Source organism: Weissella muntiaci (assembly GCF_008107635.1).
GTDB lineage: Bacteria > Bacillota > Bacilli > Lactobacillales > Lactobacillaceae > Weissella > Weissella muntiaci.
This window is the reverse complement of record NZ_SDGZ01000020.1, coordinates 44,962-69,369: the sequence shown is the minus strand read 5'-3', so window position 1 is coordinate 69,369 and position 24,408 is coordinate 44,962. Positions and strand designations below refer to the sequence as shown.

The 24,408-nt window shown below is 38.2% G+C and carries 30 protein-coding genes and 1 tRNA gene; 26 read left to right on the top strand and 5 right to left on the bottom strand.

The window, feature by feature from the left end; genetic code table 11:
- The first annotated feature begins 10 nt into the window (after positions 1-10).
- From ESZ50_RS08820 to ESZ50_RS08805, 4 genes are all read left to right on the top strand, one after another.
- Positions 11-448, top strand: a complete 438-nt coding sequence (locus ESZ50_RS08820) for a universal stress protein (RefSeq protein WP_148623197.1) — start codon at positions 11-13, stop codon at positions 446-448.
- 126 nt (positions 449-574) lie between these two features.
- On the top strand, positions 575-1,039 hold the full coding sequence (locus ESZ50_RS08815) for a MarR family winged helix-turn-helix transcriptional regulator (RefSeq protein ID WP_148623196.1): 465 nt from the start codon (positions 575-577) through the stop codon (positions 1,037-1,039).
- 115 nt (positions 1,040-1,154) lie between these two features.
- Positions 1,155-1,225, top strand: a tRNA-Gln gene (locus ESZ50_RS08810).
- Between the two features lie 273 nt (positions 1,226-1,498).
- Positions 1,499-2,194 carry a hypothetical protein gene (locus ESZ50_RS08805; RefSeq protein ID WP_148623195.1) on the top strand — a complete coding sequence of 232 codons (696 nt, stop codon included), beginning with the start codon at positions 1,499-1,501 and terminating at the stop codon, positions 2,192-2,194.
- 267 nt (positions 2,195-2,461) lie between these two features.
- Here the strand turns inward: ESZ50_RS08805 and ESZ50_RS08800 are convergent, their stop codons facing one another.
- Positions 2,462-2,974 carry a hypothetical protein gene (locus tag ESZ50_RS08800; protein ID WP_222860806.1) on the bottom strand — a complete coding sequence of 171 codons (513 nt, stop codon included), beginning with the start codon at positions 2,972-2,974 and terminating at the stop codon, positions 2,462-2,464.
- A 565-nt stretch (positions 2,975-3,539) separates the two neighbouring features.
- Between ESZ50_RS08800 and ESZ50_RS08795 the strand changes: the two genes are divergently transcribed.
- The 16 genes from ESZ50_RS08795 to ESZ50_RS08720 all read left to right on the top strand — a co-directional run bounded on the left by ESZ50_RS08795 (position 3,540) and on the right by ESZ50_RS08720 (position 14,724).
- On the top strand, positions 3,540-3,974 hold the full coding sequence (locus ESZ50_RS08795) for a DUF5082 family protein (protein ID WP_148623193.1): 435 nt from the start codon (positions 3,540-3,542) through the stop codon (positions 3,972-3,974).
- 14 nt (positions 3,975-3,988) lie between these two features.
- Positions 3,989-4,279, top strand: coding sequence for a hypothetical protein (locus ESZ50_RS08790; RefSeq protein ID WP_148623192.1), 291 nt, complete (start codon positions 3,989-3,991; stop codon positions 4,277-4,279).
- A 3-nt stretch (positions 4,280-4,282) separates the two neighbouring features.
- Positions 4,283-4,984, top strand: a complete 702-nt coding sequence (locus ESZ50_RS08785; protein WP_148623191.1) for a DUF4176 domain-containing protein — start codon at positions 4,283-4,285, stop codon at positions 4,982-4,984.
- 38 nt (positions 4,985-5,022) lie between these two features.
- Positions 5,023-6,513 (top strand): T7SS effector LXG polymorphic toxin, encoded by a 1,491-nt coding sequence (locus tag ESZ50_RS08780; RefSeq protein ID WP_187387602.1) that lies wholly within the window; start codon positions 5,023-5,025, stop codon positions 6,511-6,513.
- Complete coding sequence (locus ESZ50_RS08775) at positions 6,506-6,928, top strand: hypothetical protein (protein WP_148623189.1); 423 nt, start codon at positions 6,506-6,508, stop codon at positions 6,926-6,928. Before ESZ50_RS08780 ends, ESZ50_RS08775 begins: the two co-directional genes overlap by 8 nt.
- Positions 6,929-7,192: 264 nt before the next feature.
- On the top strand, positions 7,193-7,669 hold the full coding sequence (locus ESZ50_RS08770; RefSeq protein WP_148623188.1) for a hypothetical protein: 477 nt from the start codon (positions 7,193-7,195) through the stop codon (positions 7,667-7,669).
- A gap of 8 nt (positions 7,670-7,677) precedes the next feature.
- Complete coding sequence (locus ESZ50_RS08765) at positions 7,678-8,235, top strand: hypothetical protein (protein ID WP_222860805.1); 558 nt, start codon at positions 7,678-7,680, stop codon at positions 8,233-8,235.
- 342 nt (positions 8,236-8,577) lie between these two features.
- Positions 8,578-9,042, top strand: coding sequence for a hypothetical protein (locus ESZ50_RS08760; protein ID WP_148623186.1), 465 nt, complete (start codon positions 8,578-8,580; stop codon positions 9,040-9,042).
- Positions 9,043-9,682: 640 nt separating this feature from the next.
- A complete protein-coding gene (locus tag ESZ50_RS08755) occupies positions 9,683-10,225 on the top strand; it encodes a hypothetical protein (protein WP_148623185.1) in 543 nt (180 codons plus the stop codon).
- Between the two features lie 146 nt (positions 10,226-10,371).
- Entirely contained in the window at positions 10,372-10,905 is a 534-nt protein-coding gene (locus ESZ50_RS08750; protein WP_148623184.1) for a hypothetical protein, read from the top strand.
- 21 nt (positions 10,906-10,926) lie between these two features.
- Entirely contained in the window at positions 10,927-11,412 is a 486-nt protein-coding gene (locus ESZ50_RS08745; protein WP_148623183.1) for a hypothetical protein, read from the top strand.
- The gene (locus ESZ50_RS08740) at positions 11,412-11,720 is read left to right on the top strand and encodes a hypothetical protein (protein WP_148623182.1); all 309 of its coding nucleotides are present in this window, start codon (positions 11,412-11,414) and stop codon (positions 11,718-11,720) included. Before ESZ50_RS08745 ends, ESZ50_RS08740 begins: the two co-directional genes overlap by 1 nt.
- A gap of 18 nt (positions 11,721-11,738) precedes the next feature.
- Positions 11,739-12,179 carry a hypothetical protein gene (locus ESZ50_RS08735; RefSeq protein WP_187387600.1) on the top strand — a complete coding sequence of 147 codons (441 nt, stop codon included), beginning with the start codon at positions 11,739-11,741 and terminating at the stop codon, positions 12,177-12,179.
- Between the two features lie 99 nt (positions 12,180-12,278).
- Entirely contained in the window at positions 12,279-12,800 is a 522-nt protein-coding gene (locus tag ESZ50_RS08730; protein ID WP_148623180.1) for a hypothetical protein, read from the top strand.
- Positions 12,801-13,076: 276 nt separating this feature from the next.
- Positions 13,077-13,853, top strand: a complete 777-nt coding sequence (locus ESZ50_RS08725; RefSeq protein WP_187387599.1) for a CPBP family glutamic-type intramembrane protease — start codon at positions 13,077-13,079, stop codon at positions 13,851-13,853.
- A gap of 310 nt (positions 13,854-14,163) precedes the next feature.
- Positions 14,164-14,724 (top strand): TMEM175 family protein, encoded by a 561-nt coding sequence (locus ESZ50_RS08720; protein WP_148623178.1) that lies wholly within the window; start codon positions 14,164-14,166, stop codon positions 14,722-14,724.
- Between the two features lie 42 nt (positions 14,725-14,766).
- Here ESZ50_RS08720 and ESZ50_RS08715 read toward each other — a convergent pair whose 3' ends face one another.
- Positions 14,767-15,519 (bottom strand): potassium channel family protein, encoded by a 753-nt coding sequence (locus ESZ50_RS08715; RefSeq protein ID WP_148623177.1) that lies wholly within the window; start codon positions 15,517-15,519, stop codon positions 14,767-14,769.
- 165 nt (positions 15,520-15,684) lie between these two features.
- A complete protein-coding gene (locus tag ESZ50_RS08710) occupies positions 15,685-16,281 on the bottom strand; it encodes a TMEM175 family protein (protein WP_148623176.1) in 597 nt (198 codons plus the stop codon).
- Positions 16,282-16,596: 315 nt separating this feature from the next.
- Between ESZ50_RS08710 and ESZ50_RS08705 the strand changes: the two genes are divergently transcribed.
- Together ESZ50_RS08705 and ESZ50_RS08700 are read left to right on the top strand one after the other, a co-directional pair.
- Positions 16,597-17,241 (top strand): FusB/FusC family EF-G-binding protein, encoded by a 645-nt coding sequence (locus ESZ50_RS08705; protein WP_148623175.1) that lies wholly within the window; start codon positions 16,597-16,599, stop codon positions 17,239-17,241.
- 163 nt (positions 17,242-17,404) lie between these two features.
- A complete protein-coding gene (locus ESZ50_RS08700) occupies positions 17,405-17,635 on the top strand; it encodes a hypothetical protein (protein ID WP_148623174.1) in 231 nt (76 codons plus the stop codon).
- Positions 17,636-17,680: 45 nt separating this feature from the next.
- On the opposite strand, the gene ESZ50_RS08695 is transcribed toward ESZ50_RS08700, so the two are convergent.
- Together ESZ50_RS08695 and ESZ50_RS08690 are read right to left on the bottom strand one after the other, a co-directional pair.
- A complete protein-coding gene (locus ESZ50_RS08695; protein WP_342781908.1) occupies positions 17,681-18,037 on the bottom strand; it encodes a zinc ribbon domain-containing protein in 357 nt (118 codons plus the stop codon).
- 74 nt (positions 18,038-18,111) lie between these two features.
- Positions 18,112-20,187, bottom strand: a complete 2,076-nt coding sequence (locus ESZ50_RS08690; protein ID WP_148623173.1) for a glycosyltransferase family protein — start codon at positions 20,185-20,187, stop codon at positions 18,112-18,114.
- Between the two features lie 222 nt (positions 20,188-20,409).
- Between ESZ50_RS08690 and ESZ50_RS08685 the strand changes: the two genes are divergently transcribed.
- From ESZ50_RS08685 to ESZ50_RS08670, 4 genes are all read left to right on the top strand, one after another.
- On the top strand, positions 20,410-20,610 hold the full coding sequence (locus ESZ50_RS08685; RefSeq protein ID WP_027699367.1) for a cold-shock protein: 201 nt from the start codon (positions 20,410-20,412) through the stop codon (positions 20,608-20,610).
- 231 nt (positions 20,611-20,841) lie between these two features.
- Complete coding sequence (gene alsS / locus ESZ50_RS08680; protein ID WP_148623172.1) at positions 20,842-22,527, top strand: acetolactate synthase AlsS; 1,686 nt, start codon at positions 20,842-20,844, stop codon at positions 22,525-22,527.
- Between the two features lie 88 nt (positions 22,528-22,615).
- A complete protein-coding gene (gene budA, locus ESZ50_RS08675; protein WP_148623171.1) occupies positions 22,616-23,323 on the top strand; it encodes an acetolactate decarboxylase in 708 nt (235 codons plus the stop codon).
- 3 nt (positions 23,324-23,326) lie between these two features.
- A complete protein-coding gene (locus tag ESZ50_RS08670; RefSeq protein WP_246111536.1) occupies positions 23,327-24,346 on the top strand; it encodes a zinc-binding alcohol dehydrogenase family protein in 1,020 nt (339 codons plus the stop codon).
- The last annotated feature ends 62 nt before the right edge of the window (positions 24,347-24,408 follow it).

The following is a 24,408-nucleotide window of genomic DNA, read 5'->3' as shown; positions in this document are numbered from 1 at the left end:
AGCCGAAAAGATGGAACCAAAAACATTTAAACACGTCTTAGCCGCCGTAGATGATTCTGAATTGGGTCAAATGACTTTAATTAATGCCATTCATCAAGCTCGTGAAGATGATTCGAAGCTGACTATTTTATCAGTTTTCGAGTCGAATGATTTAAGCGTTTTTGATTACTTTTCAAAAGATAAGAATCAAGCGGCACGGGATGACGTGGAACGGGCACTTGGTCGGTATCGTCAAACTGCTGAAGCTGCAGGGGTAACAAACGTCTCAACCATGCTGGCAGAGGGCGAACCGGGAGATGTGATCGTCAAGGACGTAATTCCAGAGATTCAACCTGACCTAGTCGTTATCGGTGCACATTCAAAGGAAGATGAAGAACATCATTACTTTGGTTCGCAATCAAAGTATGTTGCGAATAATGCGCCAATTACGGTGATGGTTGTTCGCTAAAATATATATAATATCAAGATAAAGGAACGAACAATTATGCATAATTGTTCGTTTTTTAATGCAAAAATCTTGTTTATAGGATAAAATGGATGAGTAGTTTGGGGACTCCTTTTATGGGGATAGCTTATGAAATTATTGAATGAGTATATTGACGCCTATTTGACAACGATCAAATATTTGGACGACGTGGTATCGGAGCCCGCAATGGAGTTTGGTCTATCTTTTGAACAGTACTTAATCATGCATAATGTTGCGCATCATCATTCTGGGTTAACGCTAACTGAGATTGTTGAGAGTCGCAACGTTACACGAGCTGCAATTTCACGACAGATTAAGATGCTACTTAGAAAGCAGTATATTTATCAGGTGCCAGATCGACATGATCGACGTCGGATGTTGTTATACCTCACCCCAGAGGGGCGCGAGGTTGAGCAGGTCGTTACAGAGCGAGTTCAACGGCGCTTTGAAGGTTGGGTTGAGTCGTTTGGTGAAGAGAGCGCCAAGCGTGGTTTGCGGATGTTACGATTGATTGAACAGAAAATTGTCTCAAAGTCGCGTGCACGGATCAGGGCGCGTCAGTTGATGATGTAGTAGAGCAAGTTGCTTGGAAAACTCTGATGAATGGTTTCTTCTTCTTCAGAGTTTTTTGTTTGGCGAAAACCTTGCCCGTTTAAAGGGTTATTGTTATAATAAGTATTGTTGTTTTTGGGCATTGGCCAAGAGGTAAGGCAAAGGTCTCTGAATCCTTGAGCACTGGTTCGAATCCAGTATGCCCAATAATATTAGTAGTAAAAAATCCCGTTGTATCAGCGATTATGTTGATATAACGGGATTTTTATTGTTATAAGTATCATATTTCAGTGAATGCACTTGCATACGATGATATGGGGAATGCGGTCGAATAGGCTAAACGGTACAATGACGTTGTTTTGAGTGATAGTGCACCAAAAAAGAATTTTAAGATTTCTTTGAAATATAAGCTATTGAATAATGAAAATAGCATAACTCCTGTATTGTATATTCGAATAGTATATTTTTAAGGGGTTAGAAATGGCAAAGAAGTATTTGAGTAGCAAGACTCGAACAAGTCATACGTTTGAATTTTATAGAGATAGACAGGATGATCCGAACTGGAGAGATGACTACTTGAGAATTAAAGCAATCAGAAGACATGATTTTTTTGTATCAATGTTGGCGGGATTTGTTGTTTTAGTTATCGTATTTGGAATACTCTTTTTGACTGGAAAGGATAAGCTGGAGGGTGTCTCAAGTAAAGGAAATGAAAAAACAGTATCGAATGTGGCAGGATCTAGCGTGAGGTCGAGCGAGTCAAGGAGTAGCTCCACAAGTAGTTCAATAAATGTGGAAGCTAATGATTTTCCTTACGCTGTAACATATACAGGCACATGGTCGGATAAATTTCATTATGGCGATAGAATTATTATGATAAGTAAAGATTCGACGGACAATGATCTATCACTAGTGGACTACTTAACGCCACCAAATTCATCTGTAAAATATTCTGGATTGCAGATTAGAAATGTTGAAACTAAAACATTAACAGTTAATACAAAGATAACTGGGGAAACAGAAAACGTACAGGTTAATACAGAAATCTACAACCCTAGTAATCAAGACATATATTATTTAAGGTACAATGATGAAGATGTAATTACATTAATCTATCCTATGACCGATGCTAATGGTAGTGAACATTATTATGAACTAGAGTATACGAATATCTAATTGTAATAGCGGATGCTTTCGCTCTATGTTGACAGGAAAGCGCATGCAGTTCTTCAGCTTGTGGTAAAGTTAATTTTGGGGATAATAGAGGGATGTTGATATATAAGTATTCTGTCTAATCGCAAAATACTTTTACTAATATTCATTTTCTAGAGTAGCGTTGGTATATGTCGACTTATTGGGGTTTTACATGTAGGTGCCGCGACTTCAATTGCGCCTTATTTCCTAAGGGGAAGATCAAACAGAAATAAGCATATACAATGTTTGTTAGACAATAACTAGGTTCTCAAGCATTGAATTAATTTTAATTATGCCGTGTTTAGTATTAACTGTGTTAACGATTTCTTTTAGGGATATGGTATTAGTGACTTCATATCCTTGCGAATGAATTATAAAACTGTGATAAACAACAGTGTCGCCATTAATTTCAAACCAATTGGGTTCGATATGCTTGCTTTCATTCTTGATTCGCTTATCTGGCCAGACGAGATAGTGTATACCGCCGTCAACAGCTACTTTTTGGATCTGCCAGCCACGGTCAATATCGGAAACCTCAATCCAACGACCGTCTGAAATATGCGTAATTGCATAATAAATAAGCGTGCTCATTAAGAGCGGTTGGTTGTCATTTAAGTCTTTAGCTGTGATACGTGTAACAGTTGTTTTATTAGTGTATGTTGGTGAGTCAGCCTCGTGCGTACTCGAGGTTTGTACTCCAAGCGTTAGGAAACAAGATGAGAGTACAAGGATTAAGTTTCGAATTATTGATTTATATTTCATTTGAGTTACCTAGAGCAAAGTATGAGTTGGATTTAAAAAGGTCGGAATAATTTTAATTATAAATATCATTATTAATCATTTTATGTAAAAGTACGAGAACATTAACGTTCTTAGCTCTATGTGACATGAAGAGGGGTTGCATACAAAGTTATTGGCCTATACTAGAATCGTTTTTAGGCAGTATGGGATGAAAAATGCAACGTCTTAAATGTTAGGGACTCCAGAAATAGAAGAGCTAGATGACCTTATACTAACATTTACTACGCGTGTATTTGTAAAAACAGGTCAAATGGATAGTTATTATCAAAGCTTGGTATGTCTTTTTTGATATATCAGGCTTTTATTTTGGCCTTATAAGAGAGTTTCATCCTAGGGAAATAGAGTTTAAGTAAAGGATAGTTAAGACCTTGAAGTGTGAGCCCAAATCACTAGGGCGTCTTTATATTCATAAGGATTACTAGAGATATATTTATTAATTTTCAAGTAAGTGTAATTATAAGCTAGTTCAATTGTATTTATTCATGGTAAGATATTCACAATTGTTTTTATAATTTAGGGGAGTGTTATGGGACAGAGTGAGTTGGATAAGGTTAAAGATGCAGCTAATAAGGCGATTAATTCCAAGGTAGCGAATTTCCGTAAGGAATACGATAGTAAAATGGGACAACATAAGCAAATTGCTGAGAAGTTGGAACGTTTGAAAAATGCTAAACGATTAGCCGATCGTGAGATGTCTGAGTTAAATAGTTTTAAGTCAAAGGTTAATCGGGAAATTAAGAAAACTTCGACAGGAAGTTTCAAAGGTACTCGACGCCAAAAATTTGAACAAACCAGTGAACAGATTATCAAGGCGGTTAATAGTCAACATGATAAGAACCAAGATGAAATTGATGCTTTAAATCGAAAGATTTCTAAATTGGAGTTTGAAGAATCAAGTGTTGGTGGTGCTATGGCAGAGATTAGTGCAACAATCGGCGGTCTTATGGCCATGCTTAAATAGTTGAGGGAATGTAAATGGCTAAAATAAAATTTTTGCATGGTGAATGGACTAAGTTGGTTAATACGGCAAAAACGCAAGTGACAGCAGTGCCAACAATCTCGGGAACTAGTATGGGAAGTAATAATTTACAACGCTTTAAGCGATTTGATGATATTCAGAAGCAAGTTAACGATGTCGTTAAGGAAGCACAAGAAGTGGCAAGTACGGACACAAGTAAAATGCTGCAGGTTGGTCAAAATGTAATTGATTTTGATAGCAAATCTGCCAGCAATATTTCAAAGAATGCAGTGCATATTAAGAGGTAGAGCATGTTGGAAGAAAAGATTGAGCCAAATCAGATTATTGAAACAGTTTTAAAAGCGGATGAAATCATATCGCCTTTAGTGGACGACGATTTGATAACGATGGCAATGAGCTTAGGGATTAATCAAGCGGTCTTTGGGGAGATATATCAGGTGATTCGTGATCGTGGAACAGAAATTTCGCGCCAGGTCATGATGGGGCCTTTGGTTGAGGCGACTTTCGATTGGACTGATAATGTTGCTAGCTTGCAAGTGGGGCCATACAAAAAAGAATTGAAATTTGAGCAACTACTAAAGTTCATGGGTTTGATTGATGCAGTCTATGCTCCCGTATATCCTTTAGGGACGATCTTAAAAATTAAGCAAGGTATGTTACCTGAGCAATGGCAAACGATGTTTTCCAATCAAGATGAGTTGTTGGTGATGGTTGTAGGGAGAAAACAAGAACTACAAAATGATTTTGCTGATTATTTATTTGATTATATAACTGTGCTTTGGCCATTAGGAGTATTGCCGAACGTTGAGCCAATTAGTATTTCTAATTTAATGATTGATCGGGTGATTGCGCTCGGACATACAGATGAGTTGGAAAAGGAAATGGCGGAGAAGGTGCTGAAAGCTTCTCAATTGGCAAATAAGCAAATATCGTCAGCCTTTATGCCAGACGATATTGTTAGTGAATATTTAGCATCCATTGGGGATTTGTAAGAGTAGTTAAGGGGAGTATGATGGGGTTTCATATTAATATGAAAGAGGTTTTTGAAAACCTTAGGCGATTGCAAAGCTCGGCACAAAAACAAGCTGATGCCGCAGATAAGGCCAGCCATGGATTTCAAAATATTGTGAGTACAAATGCCTTTCAGGGAGCAACTGGGGAGGCAGTCAAGAATAATGCGGCCAATGTCCACGTACCTGTTCAAAAGGCGATTAAGGATATGGACAAATTGTTAGTTCAAGAATATGAACAGACAATTAGTGATTTCCAAAGTTCTGTCAAGGAAACTGATGCAAATGCAATTTTGGATGAGAATATTCTACAGGATTTAAGTCGTGATTTAGAAAAGCTGATCGATGAGAATAATCAAATCAGTAAGAAATTTGCACAGATCTATCACAGTGTTGATGATATTGTTGCGTTAAAGAATCCATCAACGACTAATTTCACTAGTGCAGTAAGGGAATCGAAGAAAGTATTGGCGGATACGATTCAATCGGTCTATCAGTTTGAAGCAGGTGGGAAGGCAAGTAGTGTTGATGAACTTGCTAGTGCGACTAAGTCGCAATTGAACCGAGCTAAATCAGTTGGTGGAATGGCGTATTCTGATGTACGTTTACAAGATGCTTTTAAAGATAATACCTTTACAAAAGCAGTTGATAAAGTTGATAAGCAAATCAGTTTAGCGGAAAAAGCTGCTCGGCAAAAAGCGATTAAAGAGCAGAAAAAGCGTCAAGCTGATTGGGGGAAGAAGCACCCTGTTGCTAGTTGGTTAGAAGAAAAAGCAGCTGGCATTGGCAATTGGTGGGAACGAAACGTTACCAAGGGCGGTTCTGGAATTTCAGCTAAGCATTTGTTCAAGGATATTATTAAGAGCGGTCGGCAATTTATGGATGGGGGCTTAAATTTAACGGGGCAATCAGTGTCCGCTAATGCATTAGGAACAAAAAAATTATCGAAAGTAAAACCCTTGAAGGCAAAGAAATCAGTAAGTAAGGCCGATATTCAAAAATTAAACGACTCGCAATTAAATGTGTTTATTGCCAACGATCAAAGATTAAAAGACACCCTAGGGAATTCTAATAGTGATTTATCAAGGAATCTTAAAAATATTATTGCACTTGAAAATGGTCTTAAAAAGGCCCCAGATAAGAAGAAACAAGCACAACAGCGTGAATTAAACAAACAAGCGCTTGAAACTTTTGGAAATAATGTTGCTGAAAATTCAGGGATTCATTTTAGAGACGACAAGTTTGGATATTATTTCGACTCGCAAGTTGCTATTGCACATATTGGAGATGGTATGGCGGGCGCGTTTAGCGTCTGGGATATGTCATCAGGAGAGAAGACCAATGGGAAAATACCGGCTGGGGCATACACGAATGTTGGACAGGGAACCGATGGCGGAGCAAGCAAACCTCAAAATGGCAGTTCGATCAGTGACCCATCAGATAACGGGTTGAAGCCGGATTTCAATCCGAATAGCAATTTATACGGAAATGGGGCTGTGGGAAATGAGTAACAATGATAAATATGAAAATAGCTTGATTTTTAACCTAGCTAAATACACTATGAAAAACGGCCCTTTTATGTCAGGTACGTTTTCTGCAATTCCATTACTAAATGACGTCAGCAAAACAAGAATAGAAATAGCTAAATTCTTTGACGAATTTATTCAATCAATGTTAAGTAGAGGAGATATCTCTGATGTCACTCGCCAAGTGTTATCAAATACGAGTCAAAAAATATTAAGTCGAGAATTTTATGCAAATGAGGCGATTGAATATGTAACAATTTGGATGAAAAAGATAGCTGATCGACAAGAAATGTCTTCTGACGAGAAGTTAATAATGGACGTTTTCAGTTCAGATATATACTTGGAGGATATAGATATTGATAAGACTACGAGTAGGATTCTTGGTCCAGGTAATGGTTAGTTTCCTGTAATCGTCGGCATTACGGAAAACTCTACGCATAGATATTGGTTTGAAGAACTTTAATTATACGAAATATTTCTAGAAAACTATGCAACATGGCTAGGGTCATTTCGAACCAAGAAAAACGTAAGCGCGGCAGATACGCAGAAGCTGGGCGGTTCACAATTATTGGCGTTTAATAGTGTAAATGACAAATTGAAGAACAAATTTAGCAATTGACCAAAGTCTAAGGAGTTACAGACGGTTTTGAAGAGCCAGTTGGCGATGGATGCGGAAGCAAAGCGAATTAATAAGATTAGATCTGATGATAGTATTGTGACTACAAAAATCAGTTATACTGCCGATGGTATGAATATGACTTACGTTGAAGTGAGAAATGATCGTACGGGGAAAATTCTTTCTCGGACCACAGATGATTTACTTGGAAAGTTTATGAATAATTACAATGGTCCAGCCAATAAAGAAAATACTTTAAATGGACCATATAAAGATATTGATATACCAGAGTATCGTGACAGTAAATTTAATGCTTTTACAGATGACGCAAAAGGAACTTTTGATGCGATGGTTGAGCATAGTGAGATAAAGAGCACCTATCACGTTGAGAGTTCAACAATGACAGGGAAAGAGTACTCGGATTCGATAGAAGATCAAAAAAAAGAAGCTATAGAAGATTCAAAGAAACGGACCCAACAAGAATACATTCAGCAACATTCACAAGGAGGTGGAATAGGAGATTAGAAGATAGATTGAATTTTATACAAATAGGAATGCCTTTTGAAAGAAATGTTATGAAAATTTTACAGCAAAACAAAATAATTAAAGAAATCGACGATCTTACAAAAAGCAATATGACGACTGGTATTGAACAGCAATATTTGCTGAAAGCTCAACTTGATTTGGAAGACCTTGATAAATTCGAAAAGATAATAAAGGATCTGAATATAAAGCTTTTAAATATAGAGAACAATAGTGAGATTAAACTTAGTCCAGAAGTTAAAATGTTATCTGATGAACTTTTGAAACTTTATGGAGATCCTAATCTTGTTTTTCGAGGATATGGTCAAGTGGGTACTTGGGGGAGACGCGATGATCCTAGGGCCAGTGATCTAACGATTTGGGAACAGTTCAAGGGATGGAGTGGAAATTTTATTTTTTTGATCTTATTTATCCTATTTCTTTCCTTTGTAGTCCCATGGGTTAAAAAATCTTTTGGTCAAAGCGGCGTTGAGATATTTATGGTCGTAGTTGGAATAATTGCAATTATATTGCTATTTTTTACAGGAAGTTTGAAGCAAAAAAAATAGTGATATAAATTAAACTTTCATCAATAAGGTAGGCAAGACCGATGCCAGAACAAATTATACCAACGGAACTTGCGGTAGCATGTACTGCGGGAACGGTAAGAGAGGTATATTCCTTAGTGAAAGAGCGCGCCTCTACTGTTATGGGGAAGGAATATAGTGAACAGTAAACTCAAGAAAAAGTCTTTACAGAAGAACGGCGTTAATTTAGACAGCAACAGGATTTAAATCCAAATGGTAGATAAATTGGAGATTCATAATGCTAACGATTAGTCAGAATATTATTCTTAATAAAATATTGATTTTCTCATCACGTGGAAGCGGCGTTACACATATTGAGAAAAAATGATATTTGATGTAAGAAAGAAGATTGAATCTGGAGAAGATTTTACGATGACTGTAACTAAATTATATGCTGATTTGGAAGAACTAAGTGAAGATGAAAATGGGTTGACTCCAATGGCAGATGAATTGTTAAACAACATAGAATATCTAATTTTGAATACTACAAGTGAAGTGAAAATGAATCAGTATTTGATAGAGATTATTAAAGTTATCATGGATAATGGAATGATTTCAAATCTTTCATTTCAAGTATTAACGAATGCAGAGCAGAAAATTGAGAGCGAAGAGATCACGGGGGATTTGGTAATTCAATATATTTCAAATTGGATGAAAAAGATTGCTGAAAAACAAGAATTGTTACCTGACGAAAAATTGATAGTGCAGATTTTTAACTCTAATATATATTTGACAAAAATAGATATTAATAAAATCGCGATTCAGATTACTGGGCCAAGCAATAATTAGCTTTTTTTTCTGTATTGATATTGTGAGAAATTTTGCGCATAGGTGTAGCCATAAAAGGAATAATGCGAACTGATTAAAGGCTAGCATCAAAATGCCGGCAGAGCTTATTTAAAGCTAATGTATAAACGTCTATATATCTATCTGAAGTTGGAATGGGTAGACATAGGGTAGACGATAATATATATTCTGTAGATTTGAGAAAAGATGGCTATATTAAGGCTAATCGAAAGCAAGCCGAAATTAATTTAATCAGCTCAAATAATGTAAAGCGCTGCCGTAAAGAAGTCTTAGTTTCTTTAATCCATTGATACCACGAATCAAGGAGCAATTTGGTGGATTTGGATATATCATTTTTAATATCGTAGTGGTGCTTTTTTATTTGATATGATTGCTTGTTACTGGGAGTCTGAAGAAGCCGATTAGGTAAATTTATCTTTATTGATTAACTGGATAACTTTCCATGTTAAAAGTTGATTGGCGTAAGCTATTTTTACACTAATATTGCTTTGCGCCGCCTAAAATAGTCTTTTGACCAGCTCAAGTAAGTTTAACGAGTCCATAGGAGCGTAATTAATAGTTGGACATGAATGCCACTTTGATAACGCAAATGTATTATTCACGAGGGAAAGTGAGGATAGACATGCTGAACAGACGGCAAAAGAATTATTTCGTCAGAATGTTAATTCTGTTCTCTACGGATGTGCGTGGAACGAACCAGGAAGCAATTTACCTTAACAAGGCAATTTCTAAGATTGAGAACAATAATAATTTTGATGATACAATCATGAGCTTGTTAAATGATTTGGAGAATTTAAACAAAGATACCGTGCAAACAGGGGGTCTGACAACTAGAATTAAAGCTCTTTTTGATGATATAAAGCATGATTACGGTGGTGCCAAGGGACGTAAAAAGTATCTGATTGGAGCTTTACAATTGTTTATAAATACTGCAGGTATTTCTGAATTATCAAGGATGGTGTTGTCAAATGCCGATCAGAAGCTCCGAGAAGGAAGCATGATCGTTGATGATGCCATCGAATACATAATGGATTGGATACAGAAAATCGCTAACACACAAGGATTAGTAAAAGATGAAAAATTAGCACGTAAAATATTTAGTCAGCAAATTTATACTTCGGACTTAAGTTTGGATGAATTAGCAGAGTTGATCAATGCTAAATAATATTTTGTAAGTGCGCTTTGTTTTGTAAGAAAAGATACGTCGCTTAATGAAAAAGTCGATTTTTATCCTTTAAAGGTGGTATTTTTGATCGGATTGAAAATGAAAAATGGGGATAAATTAAGCCGATGAAGGAGGCATGCTAGTCTATGACCATCAGGCAAGATAACTTATATTTGAAGATTGCAATAATAAGTAGTGCACCAAGTCGAGAAACGAATGAAGAGATATTGCTGCTTGCAGAGGCGCGGAGAAAGATCATGTCAGGTATTGAATTTGATAGTGTGATGAAAACCTTGATCATGAAACTACAGAAACTAGCCAAAGAACAGATACGAAAAGCGCGGATGTCTTTAAAAAGGGAAAGGGGATTATCGCCAAGAATAGCTGCATTGTTGATCGATTTAAAGAAGGATTATGAGAATATAGAGTCAAGACGACAGTATCTAAATGAACAACTGACCGTGCTTCAACAAAGGAACGACTTATCTGAGTTAACTCAGCAGGTTTTATTCAATAGCCAACAAGGTCTACAAGATGGAAGTATGACAATCGATGAGCTTATTGAATATATGATGACTTGGATGCAGAAAATCGCTGATAGACAGTCTTTATCGGAGGGTGAAATCAAAATGAGAAAAGTGTTCAATCAAAGTGTATTTACATTACCGGGTTATAGCTAAGATCATTTATGGTGGATTGTTATGTTTATGTATCAGCAAGAAAAATTTTATAACTTAATTGCCACGTTATCTAAAGTAACCAGTCACGTGTCAAACGAAGAACGAAAGTATTTGGCGGAAGCTAAGCAGATGTTGGATGCTGGAGAAGCATTTGAGGTAGTTATTGATCGATTAGATCGGGCATTAAAGGCGCTGGACTTTGGTAGAATCCAAGCTGGCGGACTAACTTCAGAAGTGAAGACGCTCTTTGAAAGTTTAAGGAGCGTATACGGTGAGCCGATACAAAATAATGACGTTCATATTATTGGACCAGGAGGTGGAAGCCATGGCGATTGGCAGTATAAAGACTTTATATGGCTTCTCTTGGCTATAGTGATCCCAATGATCATAATTGTATACGTGGTTTCACCGAGATTACAAAACGATATGTATCAAAAACAGCTGATTGCTGGGTGGCTATTTCTGGTTATGATTAGTCTGATTTGTAATTCAAGAAGGCAAGAGTGATGGAATATATTGAGAAGAAAATTTATGCGGTTCTCACTGGTTTATTGAAAAATAATAATGACCTAACAAGACATGAACGTAAATATCTGACGAGAGCAAAAGACGGTATTGATTCAGGCTTTGGTTTTGCAAGTAGCATTAATGCATTAGAGTTATCATTACGTGCGTTAAATAAAAAAGAAGCGCTAACAACCGAGACAAAGATATTCTTTAATACGCTTATTTCTCTCTATGGTGAGCCTGATTATCGTGAGCTAAATGAATTTGGGAAAAGTATGAGGGGATTTCCATATATTGGCGGTTTTTAATAAGGCATGGGTTAAAAAATGATGGAGAAATTTAAAATGGGCGATGCAGAAAATCGTGATCATAGCTTGATATTCAATCTAGCTAAATACACCATCAAAAATGGATCTGTGCTATCTGGAGGAATCGGGGCATTACCGCTTGAACGGAATCTGGTTAGTGTGAGGACTCAGATCAAGGTATATTTTCAAGAAGTAATAACATTGTTATTAAATACAGGAGAATTATCGGATACTACAAGGCAGGTTCTCTCCAATGTGTCAATGAAACTAACCGATAATACTTTCTTTGAAGATGATGCGTATGAATATGTAAGCAACTGGATGGAAAAGTTTGCGTTGCGACAAGCATTGCTACCAGACAAAAAATTAGTGATCCAAATCTTCAATTCTGATGTTTATTTAATTGATCTAAACATAACTAAAATTGCGGAACAGATTACCGGAATTGGTGATCGGTAGTATCACGTCGCATTCATAATAATTTTTAAATCAGATTGCGCAATTGCAGATTTTGAGTTCCTGACAAGTATTGGATTATAGATAAGAAGAGATTAAGGTATGTTGTCAACAAAAAACAATGAGACACTCAATCGAATGAAAGAGATTAGCACAGATAGTAAAACGATTAGTGCTGTGGAAAATCAGTATCTTTCAAGTGCGCTGAGATCAATTCAAGCGGGGACAGATTTTGCACTGACGGTTCGCAAAATGAATTTAAGATTTTTAAAACTGGAAAGCCACGGAATTGAGTTAACAGGTAATATCAAACGTTTATCAGATGACTTGATAAAAAAGTATGGTGATCCTAATTTAGTATATCGAGGTTTTGGTCGCACTTCTGGTTGGGCGAGGATAGATGATGCACTGGTTGGAAAAGGTCCACTAAGTGAAACATTGGGATTTCTTGTTGAATTGTCAGTGACATTTTTGTTTATGGGATTGATATTTTATAATCCGTTTTTGTCAGATATAAAACGACAATTTGGCCAAGCTGGATATCTTATATTCAACATCATAGTTGTGGTAAGTTACTTAATTTGGCTGATTATTACCGGAAGTTTGAAGAAACCGAGTAAATGATCTTTGATTGCCTTGAAGATGAGTTGTCCATGTGTAAGTAACCATTAACGTTGTCAATATTAGCATCTACACCTGATTAGGTGATTTTTTGTTTGGCAATGAACTTTCGGTTTTTATTCAAGCAATATTAACAGATAAGCAATTAATCGATTGATATGATTAAAGTAGTTTTATTGCTGGATGAGGCATAGTGGAATTTCAAAACACGACTTGGAAAAGCGGAGTTGATTGACGCTCAAAGAAGTCGTGGAGTACTTTTTCGAGGGGGACATGTATATGGGGATTATGGAGCGCAAGGATTCACGGATTCCGATGCCGTTTGTTGATGATACACAGGGGATTTCGAGCATTAAAGCTTTGCTGATGATTTTGATACCGGTGATTATAATGACAATTACGGTAAACACTGGCCACCAATATTCGGCAGGTGTTGTAAATTCATTTGAGAGTTTGTTTCTAGGTGATTTAGTGAAGTTTACCCTATGGGTATTAATTCCTTTTCTGTTAATGACAATTAGCCTAGGGTTAATATTTGGTAAGGAGTTAAAGGGCTTTTTTTCTGGTAGCCTTAAAAAGAATTGGAAGCTGATTGTTGGTATCGTGTTGTTAGGCTTCTTGGTCAGTGGCGTGATGTCAATCGCATTTAAGGTGTTGCACATTCCGGTTGAAAGTAATGCGGCAGTAAAGGATTTTAGTTTGCATTCGCTAGGCTATATTTCAATTAGTAATTTACTATCTTTATTTAACGAAGAAATCATTGGATTAACTTCGTTTATAGGTTCAACAATTTTGATCAGAAATATCTTCAAGACCTCAAGAAATGTTAGCTTATGGATTGGGATGTTAGTGTCGGCGGTTATTTTCGGCATGTTGCATTATGATGCGTATAACGGTAACATACCGCAAATTCTATTAATCATTGGTTCACTACGATTGGTGTTTAACTTTTCGTTCACTCGCTCGAAGAATATCGTTATTTCATTTGTCTGTCACTATATTTATGACGAGTTGATCTTCATTATAGCGGTTGTACCAGTTTTGCTGAAATCATGAGCCTTAACATTAAATTCAAAGCCAATATGTTGACCTGGTTGCTTGCAGGCCTCTTTGTATTTATACACGTTCGGTATTAACCAAATAATTGGAGTACGATTTGGTTTTCCCTTTTGCTCTTGGGGGCATTGGTTATCTATCAATATCTCGCTCGAAAATAAAATTAAAATGAAGTATAGAGCAGTGGGGCTAATATGCACATAGAACGTAAAGAATACCTTAAATTCTAACAATTCAGTATGCTAAACATCGACACCTGTACTAGGCTTATTCATTGGGAAATAAGTCTATTTTAGGGGAGTAGCAATTGATGGGAAAAGAAAGATTTGAAGCATTTACAGATGCGGTATTGGCAATAATTTTAACAATTTTAGTTTTAGAAATTCATTTGGATCAGGGAAATCATTCGCTGAGTGCGATTGTTGAGGTCTTACCCGAATTTTTGGCGTACGTTGTTTCATTCATCATCATCTCGGTGATGTGGGTTAATCATCATTACTTATTTTTGCGAGTAAAAGAAATCAATCATCGCATGATCTTTACAAATATCTTCTTGTTATTCTGGGCGACGTTGCTTCCAGCTACGACTGCCTGGTTTGGATCAGATATAAATGCACGGATTCCAGCATTGTTGTATGCACTTAATGTTATTATCTATAATTTTGCTTTCTCAGCTTTGAGAAATGAAGTCGTTAAAACGCAAGAAACATTAACCCATAAAATGAAGTTGGAAGTGATCTCAGTGATGATTAACGCGCTGGCCTTAGTAATTGTATTTATTTGGCCACCATTTGTATTTTTTAGCTTATTACTTGATGTGGCATTATGGGCGGTTCAACCGATCAGAGCCAATCGAAAAATGAAAAACTAAAAAAGAACGTCATGTGTTTAAAAACATGACGTTCTTTTAATTTTAATGATTTTGGTTGTACTTTTGGATTTCTTCGCGTAATTGTGCGAGTTCATTCTTCAACATTGCCAATTCTTTGACTTCTTTGCGCAGGTTCTTAACTTCAACCGCCAGGTCAGCATCATCGGATGCGTGATCGCCTTTGACAAAGTAGGTTGTCAGGGTACTGGTTAAACTACCGATCAGGCCAATTCCCAACAGCATAAGGATAACAGCTGTAAAACGCCCAATTTCAGTGTGGGGTGAGATGTCACCATATCCGACTGTCGTGGTTGTGGCAATCGCCCACCAGAGGGAATTACCGTAATCGACATTCTCTGCAACGGAGTAGATTTCGGCCGCTAGGAAAATCAAGACCACACTTGTAATCAATAAATAGATAAAGCCGTTGGTATTTACGAACTTTTTGATGTTCTTTTGAATCTTACCAGTAAAACCAACAATTCGAATGAGTTTTAGTAGTCGGAGCACACGCAATACACGTGCCACACGGAAGAAATAGAAGAGTGAATCAAATGGCAGGATTGCCAGTAAATCAAAAATATTGTGTCTAAAGAAGATTTTTTTATTTGGGGAACGATAAAATCTAACGGCATAGTCAAGCCAGAAGAAAGCTAGAATACCTTTATCAATATAATTAATTGGGGATTGCGTTATTGAAGCGAAATTGGCAATTTCAATAATTGCGATCATGATTGAAGCAATCGAGAGAATTAATGTTAATGCGTAGTAGAATCTTTTGATATGAATGTTCATGGTTTATTAGCTCTTTTTACTAGTTTGAAAATAGAATGGAATGTCTTTTTGAATTTTAACATAGATTAAGGCAAGAAATATATTTCATTAGCATGATTGAAGCATTGGGGGTACTTATGATCGATGGGGTAGAACAAAAAACACCCTTCAGCATTTGAAGAGTGTTTATTGCCTATCAAGCTGATCGCCATCAGCGGGTGTTCTGACTGCCATATAAATCAGCTCGCCGACGGTCATGATGATTAGAAATAAGGGGAAGAATGAGGTGATTACGAGGGTACAGAAGGTTAGAACGGTTAGCAATTTACTGTTGAGAAAACTGACAGCAGGCATAGCAATAATTTTTTGAGCTGCATTCAGATCGACCTTACTTAATTCATTGGCGATTGCTTTTGCTAACAGTAAAAAGGTGATTGACCAAATAAAGAAGATAAAGAAGTAAAATAATTCAGGTGCGGGTTTATTAATATAACGACCGACCCAAGCAGTTGCAACTGGGAGCAAGGACATGGTGAAGATCCACAGATTGTTGATCCAATAGATTCTTTTACTAATTCGGTTAGCTAAGCTAAAGAGATAGTGGTGATTGTACCAGGCAACAAGGATAAAGAAGAAACTCGAACCGTATGCAAATAGAGCGGGCAACTCTTCAATGATCGCGTGTAGCTTGAAGGTATCAGGTACTTTGAATTCCAAAATCATAATCGTCGTAATGATTGCGATGATTGCATCAGTAAAGGTTTCAACGCGGTGTTTATTCATCTCGGATACCTCCGTCATGTACATTGTGACAAAACTTGCTGGATATCTTTAGTTGCACATTATAGCAAATAATTTTCAGAGCTGGCCAAATATTGCTCATTGGTATCTTTGATTGCGAGTAAAACAAGCGTGACTTTTGCCAAAACATAAATTTAGCGTATACTAGGTGGATATTAATGAACGTTGGGGGATGATAACGATGCCAAACTTTGGATCATTATCTGCTGGCCGATTGGTTTTTATTGTTAAATAAAAGCAAATCGCTCGGTATAGAAAATTCCGTGCGGTATGCCCGAAACATAGGAGTATACAATCATGGAAAAAACAATTGAAGCGCATGACTTTGTCGCTTTAAAAAAACAAGTCGCAATTCTAAATCGTACCTACACGTCGGTCAATGACCGGAGTGTTAGAAATGTTGTAGTGGCGGATGTTGTTGCTAAGGTTAGGGAGTTATTACCAGAAAATGACGACACAGAGCATTTTCTGGCAGTTATTCAAGCACCGACATTGACGAAGGCTCAAGCAGAACGGGAGCTTGCCAGGTTACGGGAATATGTGACACCATTTCCAATGGTGTCGTCAGCTCAACTGGCTAAATTATTTAAAAAGGTCAAAAAACTACCAGAACCAAATTGGGATATGATTGATCGTTATGAGAGTAGTTATCTGGGCTGGGATGATCACGGTAGTCAGCGAAAATACCTTGTCGCGCCACATGCTGGAAAGTTAGTTGGTGTATACGGCGAATTTGATTCAAAGCCACTAAATGGGCTATGTGCAATTTGTCATCAACTTGGGACGGTTTCAATGTTTCTGTCAAAGGTCAAGGCACGTGGTGCAGATGGCAATTACACGAAACGTGGAAATTTAATTTGTCGGGATAGCTTTAGCTGTAATGCTCAATTGAGTGAGTTGGAGTATCTTGATCGATTTATTGAGACGACATTGGTGCAATAAGCTATTAAAGGTTCGATTTGTCGTGACTGGCGTCCGTTTAAGGATGTCAGTTTTTTATTTAGGTTATACAAATCTAGCTGGCTTGTTGTAAATTAAACATTGAACAGCGCTGGGCAAGCTGTATATTTATATCAATATTGCTTTATGATAAAGTTTAATAATTATGAAGAAGAGAATGCTTATTGATGTATTTGTAGTGCTGTTATTTCTAATCGTAATGATTATTAATTTGTTTGGCAATTACGACTATTTGTTTGATTGGGTTTACTTACTAATCTTAATCTTGGCGACCTTTTTGGCAATTCGAGATAGTGAAATCGTTTATTGGATTGTTGCAATTGCCGTGGTTGTAATTATGGCTTTCCGTATTTTAGTACCATATTGTTTAAATTAGATGCAAAACAAAAATCTTCAGTACAATGTACTGAAGATTTTTTTGTTAATGGGCATTTTTGAAGCGGGTGGTGCGTTTTAGGCTCGCTGGGTAAAGCGCTTTGAGCATAAATTTGGTGATGAAATTACTGGATGATTGATCAATTCCAGCTTTACCGACTGCAAGCATTTCTGTAAAGCTAATTTCGGGATTAGTGAATACGCCATTTTGATAGCATAACTCACAGTACATCATACTTGCGGAACCATCTTGTTCAGAGCCTAGATTCTTTGTGTTGAGTGGCATAGCACAACTTTGACAAAACTTTTCCATGAGATTATTTCCTTCCAATTTCCGTTTAATTTGTAAATAAGCTGTTTTTGATAAAAAAAGACGTCGATCATAGATCAACGCCCCAAACATGAAAGTCTTTCTTTTAAGATTTTCAATATTATTATAACATGAAGATAAATCAGATGACTAGGTTTTCATGATTTTTAATATTCTCGCTTATTTTTAAGCTCAGAATATAGTAAGGTCGACCAGGTTGCTATTAATAGCAGAGTAAAGCCATTAATCACCGTTGGTGAATAAATGGTCTTTTGACTTGAACTGCGCCAGAAGGTAAAGACTAAGGTGCTGTTATCGTTTTTAGGATCATTTGCTAATAAACGATCGGGTGTTGTGTATAATTTCTGTGCTGAAGCTAACTCAGCCGGATATAGCGTGTTATTTTGAAGCGTAATCCGATACTTACCACTAGTAAAAGGATGCTTAATATTTTGCGATAGCGTGTGTGCTTTGACCTTTGTTGTGATGATAGGTTGCCATTGTCCACCTTGCCATTGGTCGATATACAGATCCAAAGGTTGGGAGTATTCGGTAATCAGCTGTAAGTTAGACGAAGAGGAACCGAGTTGAACAACTTGCGATATTTGCTGGCCTTGTGCAATCGTAGTATGGTCGCCGGATTTCTGGACCGACGATTGTGCCCAACGATAGCTTGAAACAGGTGACAACAATTTATCATTAGGGATTAGGTTCATTGTAAGAATTGAGGCGACTCCCAAAATTGGTAAAGTAATCAAAGCAAATTTATGGCCTTGGAGTGCTTTAGGCATTGTTAATGGTTCTTCGATCCAAGCGCCAAGCTCGGTATAGCCTATGAAAAGAAGTGCGCCAATCGTCATGAACTGGTAGCGAATTTTAACTTCCCATAAGAGTGCGTGGAACAGTGAGATTCCAATAATGAAGAAGAGAATCAAGGTTAAGCTACTTAATTTAAAATGACGATTGCGCCAGATATAAATAACAATTGCTAACAACAGTAAGGCGATGATCGCTTTCGTATAAGTCTCGTTTAATACATCAACAGTGATCATATGATCAATTAGGAACTTCGGAGCTAATTGCCAACGGACTTGATAATCAGTGCTGGTCTGGAAGGTACCAGAAGACCAGAGGGTGAAGAACTTTGCAAGCCAATGAATTGATAGTGTCAAGGGATTATAGGCGCTCAAACGGCGCATGATGCCAGCCCAATCGGCTTGACTAGCTGTTTGGAATCCATAATGATGCAAGGTATAGAAACGATCAGCAACGGTATATTTTCCACCGGAAGTTGGATTTAATCCCATATATAGCCAATGTAAAGTAGGGAAAACGTCGCTATTATTTTTATTATAATGGAAGATTTTGAAGAGTAACTTACTAACTTGACTAGCTAGAAGAACCCCTACAATACTACTTGCAAACATTCTTAGATTTAGTTGAAAGGTGAAGTTTGTTTTGCGTTGCTTAAAGCTAAGTAGCATCATTAACAAGAACGCTGCCAAAAGAATGACAATATTTGGTCGCATTAGGTAGGCAATGCTGAACAAAAGAACGGTGAAGATTCCCAACCCCCAGCGGAAGTTCTTACGCTGTTCAGCGATCTCATAAATTAGAATCAAGCCAAGCGAGGTCAAAATTGCTGGCCCATCAGAATAACCAACATTTAGTAAAAAGGTGTAGAAAAACGGTGTGATTAGGCTTAAAAAGCCAGCAATCACGGCCATTGTCCGATTGCGTCGCCAAATCAAATAGAAGATGAGGGCGACGATAGCACTTGTGACTAGCACATTAAAGCCATAAAAAAAGGCGAGGAAAGGGATGCCGGTCCAGGTACTAAGATGAAAGAAGCCTGTATATAGCGCAGTTAGCGGAACCAGGTTTGGGTATTGGCGGATCCACTCGAACCAATCATAATGATGATTAGCTAGATGGGTTGCCATTTGTAGCATTTTAATTGGGTCGCCAAAAACGCCGACATTAATCGTAAAGACGACCACGATCTGAATAACTAGCATTGCTAGCCAAGTGACCCATAGCAGGTATCCTTTGATACGGTCGCTGAGTCGTGAAATCTTTTTATAAAGCCACTTGATGATTGAAAAAAGAATGATCATCATCGCTAGGATACTAGTTGAACTGATAATTGTCGTATCAGTGTGACTTGCTAATGCCATCGATAGGAAAGCCCCAGCGAATAGAACTAACAAGGCCCAACGAATAATTTTGTTGAAAACGGCCATGTTCTAACCCCTAAATATTTATTTCCACAGGCAATAATAAGGCAAAAACAGTGCTCATGTCATGAATTTTTATCAGAATTTTATATTTAAAAATACGGACTAGTAAAAAATAAAAAAGGGGCGTATAATAACAAATATAGTTTTAAGATATGTTTTATGTTTTTTCAAAATATCTGGCATTACCTTTGAATTATAATTTTTGTGTGTCAGGAGATATTAGACATGGAACAAGGAACAGTAAAGTGGTTTAACTCAGAAAAGGGCTTCGGATTTATCGCCCGCGAATCAGGTGACGATGTATTCGTACACTTCTCAGCAATCCAAACTGACGGATTCAAGGCTTTGGAAGACGGACAAAAGGTTTCTTTTGACGTTGAAGAAGGTAACCGTGGTTTGCAAGCTGTAAACGTTAACAAGATCTAATTTTAGATCGATGAAAGCCAGTTCTTCGGAACTGGCTTTTTTTGTGCAGAATTACAAATAATATTCAACGACCAAATATCCAATTTCACAAACAATCTGAAATGTCGCCTTAGTTCATTAGAACTACTGGTATGCAAAAAAGGAATAGTTCACAAGCATAATGATAGCTGTACTTTCATTTTGAAAGTGCGATAATCTTCTTATATAAAGGAATGAAAAGAGGGAGTTATCATGAGTACTGAAAATAAGTATGGTGCGGATATTGTAATCGACACTTTAAATAATCATGACCTAGATTTAGTTTTTGGAATTCCGGGGGCGAAGATTGATCGCCTTTTTAATGAATTAGAAAACCCTGTTGATCATAAAAAAACACCACGTTTGGTGGTAACGCGTCATGAGCAAAACGCAGTGTTTATGGCGCAAGCGTTTGCCAGAATTACGGGTAAGACAGGAGTGGTTGTAGCAACATCGGGTCCTGGCGTGGGTAATTTGGTATCGGGGATGATGACCGCGAATGCTGAGAACGATCCGGTTTTGGCGATTGGTGGACAAGTTCCACGTCGTGATTTGTATCGTTTGACGCATCAAAGCACGGCATCGGCAACCTTGTTTGAGCCGATTACAAATTATTCAGTGGAGATCCAGGACGAAAATAATATCTCAGAACTGATCTCGAATGCGATTGCGGCGGCTAATGGTCCCAAACCAGGAGCGGCCTTTGTTTCATTGCCACAAGATATTGATGATGCGATTGTAACGACAAGCGCTCTACCAAAGGTTCAGCCTGCTCGTTTTGGAGCAGCATCGCTTGCTGATATTGATTGGCTTGCTGAACAAATTGAAAAAGCTAAGCTACCGGTGTTGCTAGTTGGAGCTCGAGGATCAGATGACCAAACTGCATCGGCACTGCACAGTCTATTAGAACGAGTAACTTTGCCGGTTGTTGAGACCTATCAAGGCGCTGGCGTGATTTCGCGTGATCTTGAAGAGCAGAGCTTCTTTGGGCGGATTGGTTTCTTCCGTAATCAAGTTGGGGATCAGCTCCTAGCTGAGTCTGACTTAGTGATTACGGTCGGTTATGATGCAATTGAATATGAACCAAGGAACTGGAATCGGCATGCTGATCTTAGGATTGTTGCGTTGGACACTGTTCAGGTACAGATTGACAATCATTTCACACCAGAACGTCAGTTAATAGGTGATCTAGGTGCTACATTGACGCTCTTGCGTGACCAGATTAATGATTATAAGTTGCCGAACGCTAGTCAGGATAAGCTCATGGCTTATAAAGAGGCGCTGCATGATGCAGATACGCCGAAGTATTCACCAGCACAGTCGAATTTAAACCATCCATTGAACATCATTAAGTCGTTGCAAGCGCATATGACTGACGAAATGACTTTGTCATCGGATATTGGTTCGCATTATCTTTGGCTTGGACGCCATTTCAAGTCGTATGTTCCAAGGCATTTCTTGATTTCTAATGGAATGCAGACCTTAGGTGTCGGTTTACCATGGGCCATGGCAGCTGCGATGGTTCGACCAAATGCTAAATCAGTATCAGTATCGGGTGATGGTGGCTTCTTCTTTTCAGGTGTTGAATTGGCAACGGCTGTCCAAATGAAGTTGAACACGGTCCACCTAGTGTGGCAAGATCAGCATCATTACAACATGGTCAAATTTCAAGAAGAGTTGAAGTATGGTCAAGATGCTGGTGTGCAACTTGCCCCGCTTGATATTGTGAAGTTTGCTGAAGCGGCTGGGGCCAAGGGGTTACGAGTAGATAATCCTAGTCAACTAGATCGTGTAATGGACGAGGCGTTTGCAGCAACTGGTCCGGTAGTTGTTGAAATTCCAGTAGATTATTCACATAACGCGGAACTAATGTCGCAATTGATCGACTCGGAACTTTAATCACAAAATAAGCTAATTGAATTAGGGCGCGGTAAAATAAAAGGGAGTCAGTGATGGCGACCTTTTTTTGAAAGGCAGGATAAGTTAAATGGCAACAGTTTATCAACATAGTACTTTAGCTGCTTTGATGGCGGGGCTGTTGGATGCAACCCTATCGCTAGAACAGCTATTAAACCATGGCGACACAGGGATTGGTACTCTCGATGGCGTCGATGGCGAGGTAATCATTCTAGCAGGTGAAGTCTATCAAGCAACTTCTGATGGAAAAGTGCATCACATTACAGATTTAAAAAAGGGAGTTCCTTTTGCGACTGTCCATGAGGATCAAGATTCAGTTGAATGTAATTTGACAACGGCAACGTTTGCTACGATGAATGAGCTAGTAGAACAGCATACTCTGAAAAACGGCTTTACGAGTATTCAATTACATGGTGTATTTGAGCATGTACAAGTACGGGTCGCGCCGAAAGCAGAGAAGCCGTATCCATCACTGCTAGCTTTAGCGAAGGAGCAACCGACATTTGAGGCGGATCAGGTAACTGGAACGTTGCTAGGTTACTACACACCGGCGCTTTATGATGGGATGGCGGCTTCGGGTTGGCATGTCCATTTTATTAGTGATCAGCATGATTTTGCGGGACATGTCCTTGATTTCTCTGCAAAGGATTTAACGGGGACGTTTACACTGTTTGAGAATTTTGAATTACACTTGCCAATTGAGAACGCTTCTTTTAGAAAGCATGAACTTGATATGGCAACTTTATCCGCAGACATTGCGCAAGCAGAAGGAAACTAAACTATGGAAACAATTATTAAACATATTAATGCTTTAGTTACAACAACTAATGAAGCTCAGCCACTAGAGTTAATTCAGATTCCGTTACCTGAGCTAGGCGAGCATGACTTATTAGTTAAGGTGATGGCATCAGGGGTGAATCCTGTCGATGCTAAGCAACGGTCGATGGCCGTTGCAGCAGGCGCCACCCGTGTCTTGGGATTTGACGGTGTTGGTGAAGTTGTTGGTTTGGGTGAAAAGGTTGCTGATTTTAACCTTGGCGATCGGGTGTTTTACGCGGGGCAATTAAGTCGGACAGGATCGAATGCAGAGTATCAGTTGGTTGACGCACGGATTGCGGCGCGTGCACCGGAAACTGTCAGCGTAGAAGCTGCAGCAGCGATGCCACTGACTTTTCTAACGGCCTATGAACTATTACATGATCATTTTAATATTAAAATGGAAGCTCGGGCTGCTAGAGGAAAGCGGTTGCTAATTATTAATGGAGCTGGCGGCGTTGGTTCGGTAATGATCCAACTGGCTAAATGGCTGGGGATGGAAGTGATTGCATCAGCATCACGACCTGAGACGGTCGCATGGGTTGAGCAGATGGGAGCAGATCATGTGATTAATCATCGCGATGATTATGTTCCATTGGTTAAGTCAATGGGATTAGCACCGGTCGATTATTTGGCGATTTTACATACACCTGAACCACATATTGAAGCGGCCGCCGAATTGATTGCGCCATTCGGACATATTGGAGCAATTGTCGAACCGGCGGCACCCTTAGAGGTTCGCAAAATGAAGAATAAGGCGGCTTCGTTGGATTGGGAATTCATGTTTGCTAAGACAAATGCTGATTTTGAGGTAGCTAGTCAAGGAAAGGCTTTGGCCTTGTTGCAACAATTAATCGATAGTGCTCAAATTACTACGACGCTCACAGAACGTGTACATGGATTAGATGCTGAGACTATCCGGGAGGCTCAGGATCGGGTTGCGAGTGGTAAAGTAATGGGAAAACTTGTGGCAATTTTTGATTAACAAGCATTATTTAAGTTATGATTATTAGAATGTTGGTTATTCAGAAAAAGTTGGGAGAAATG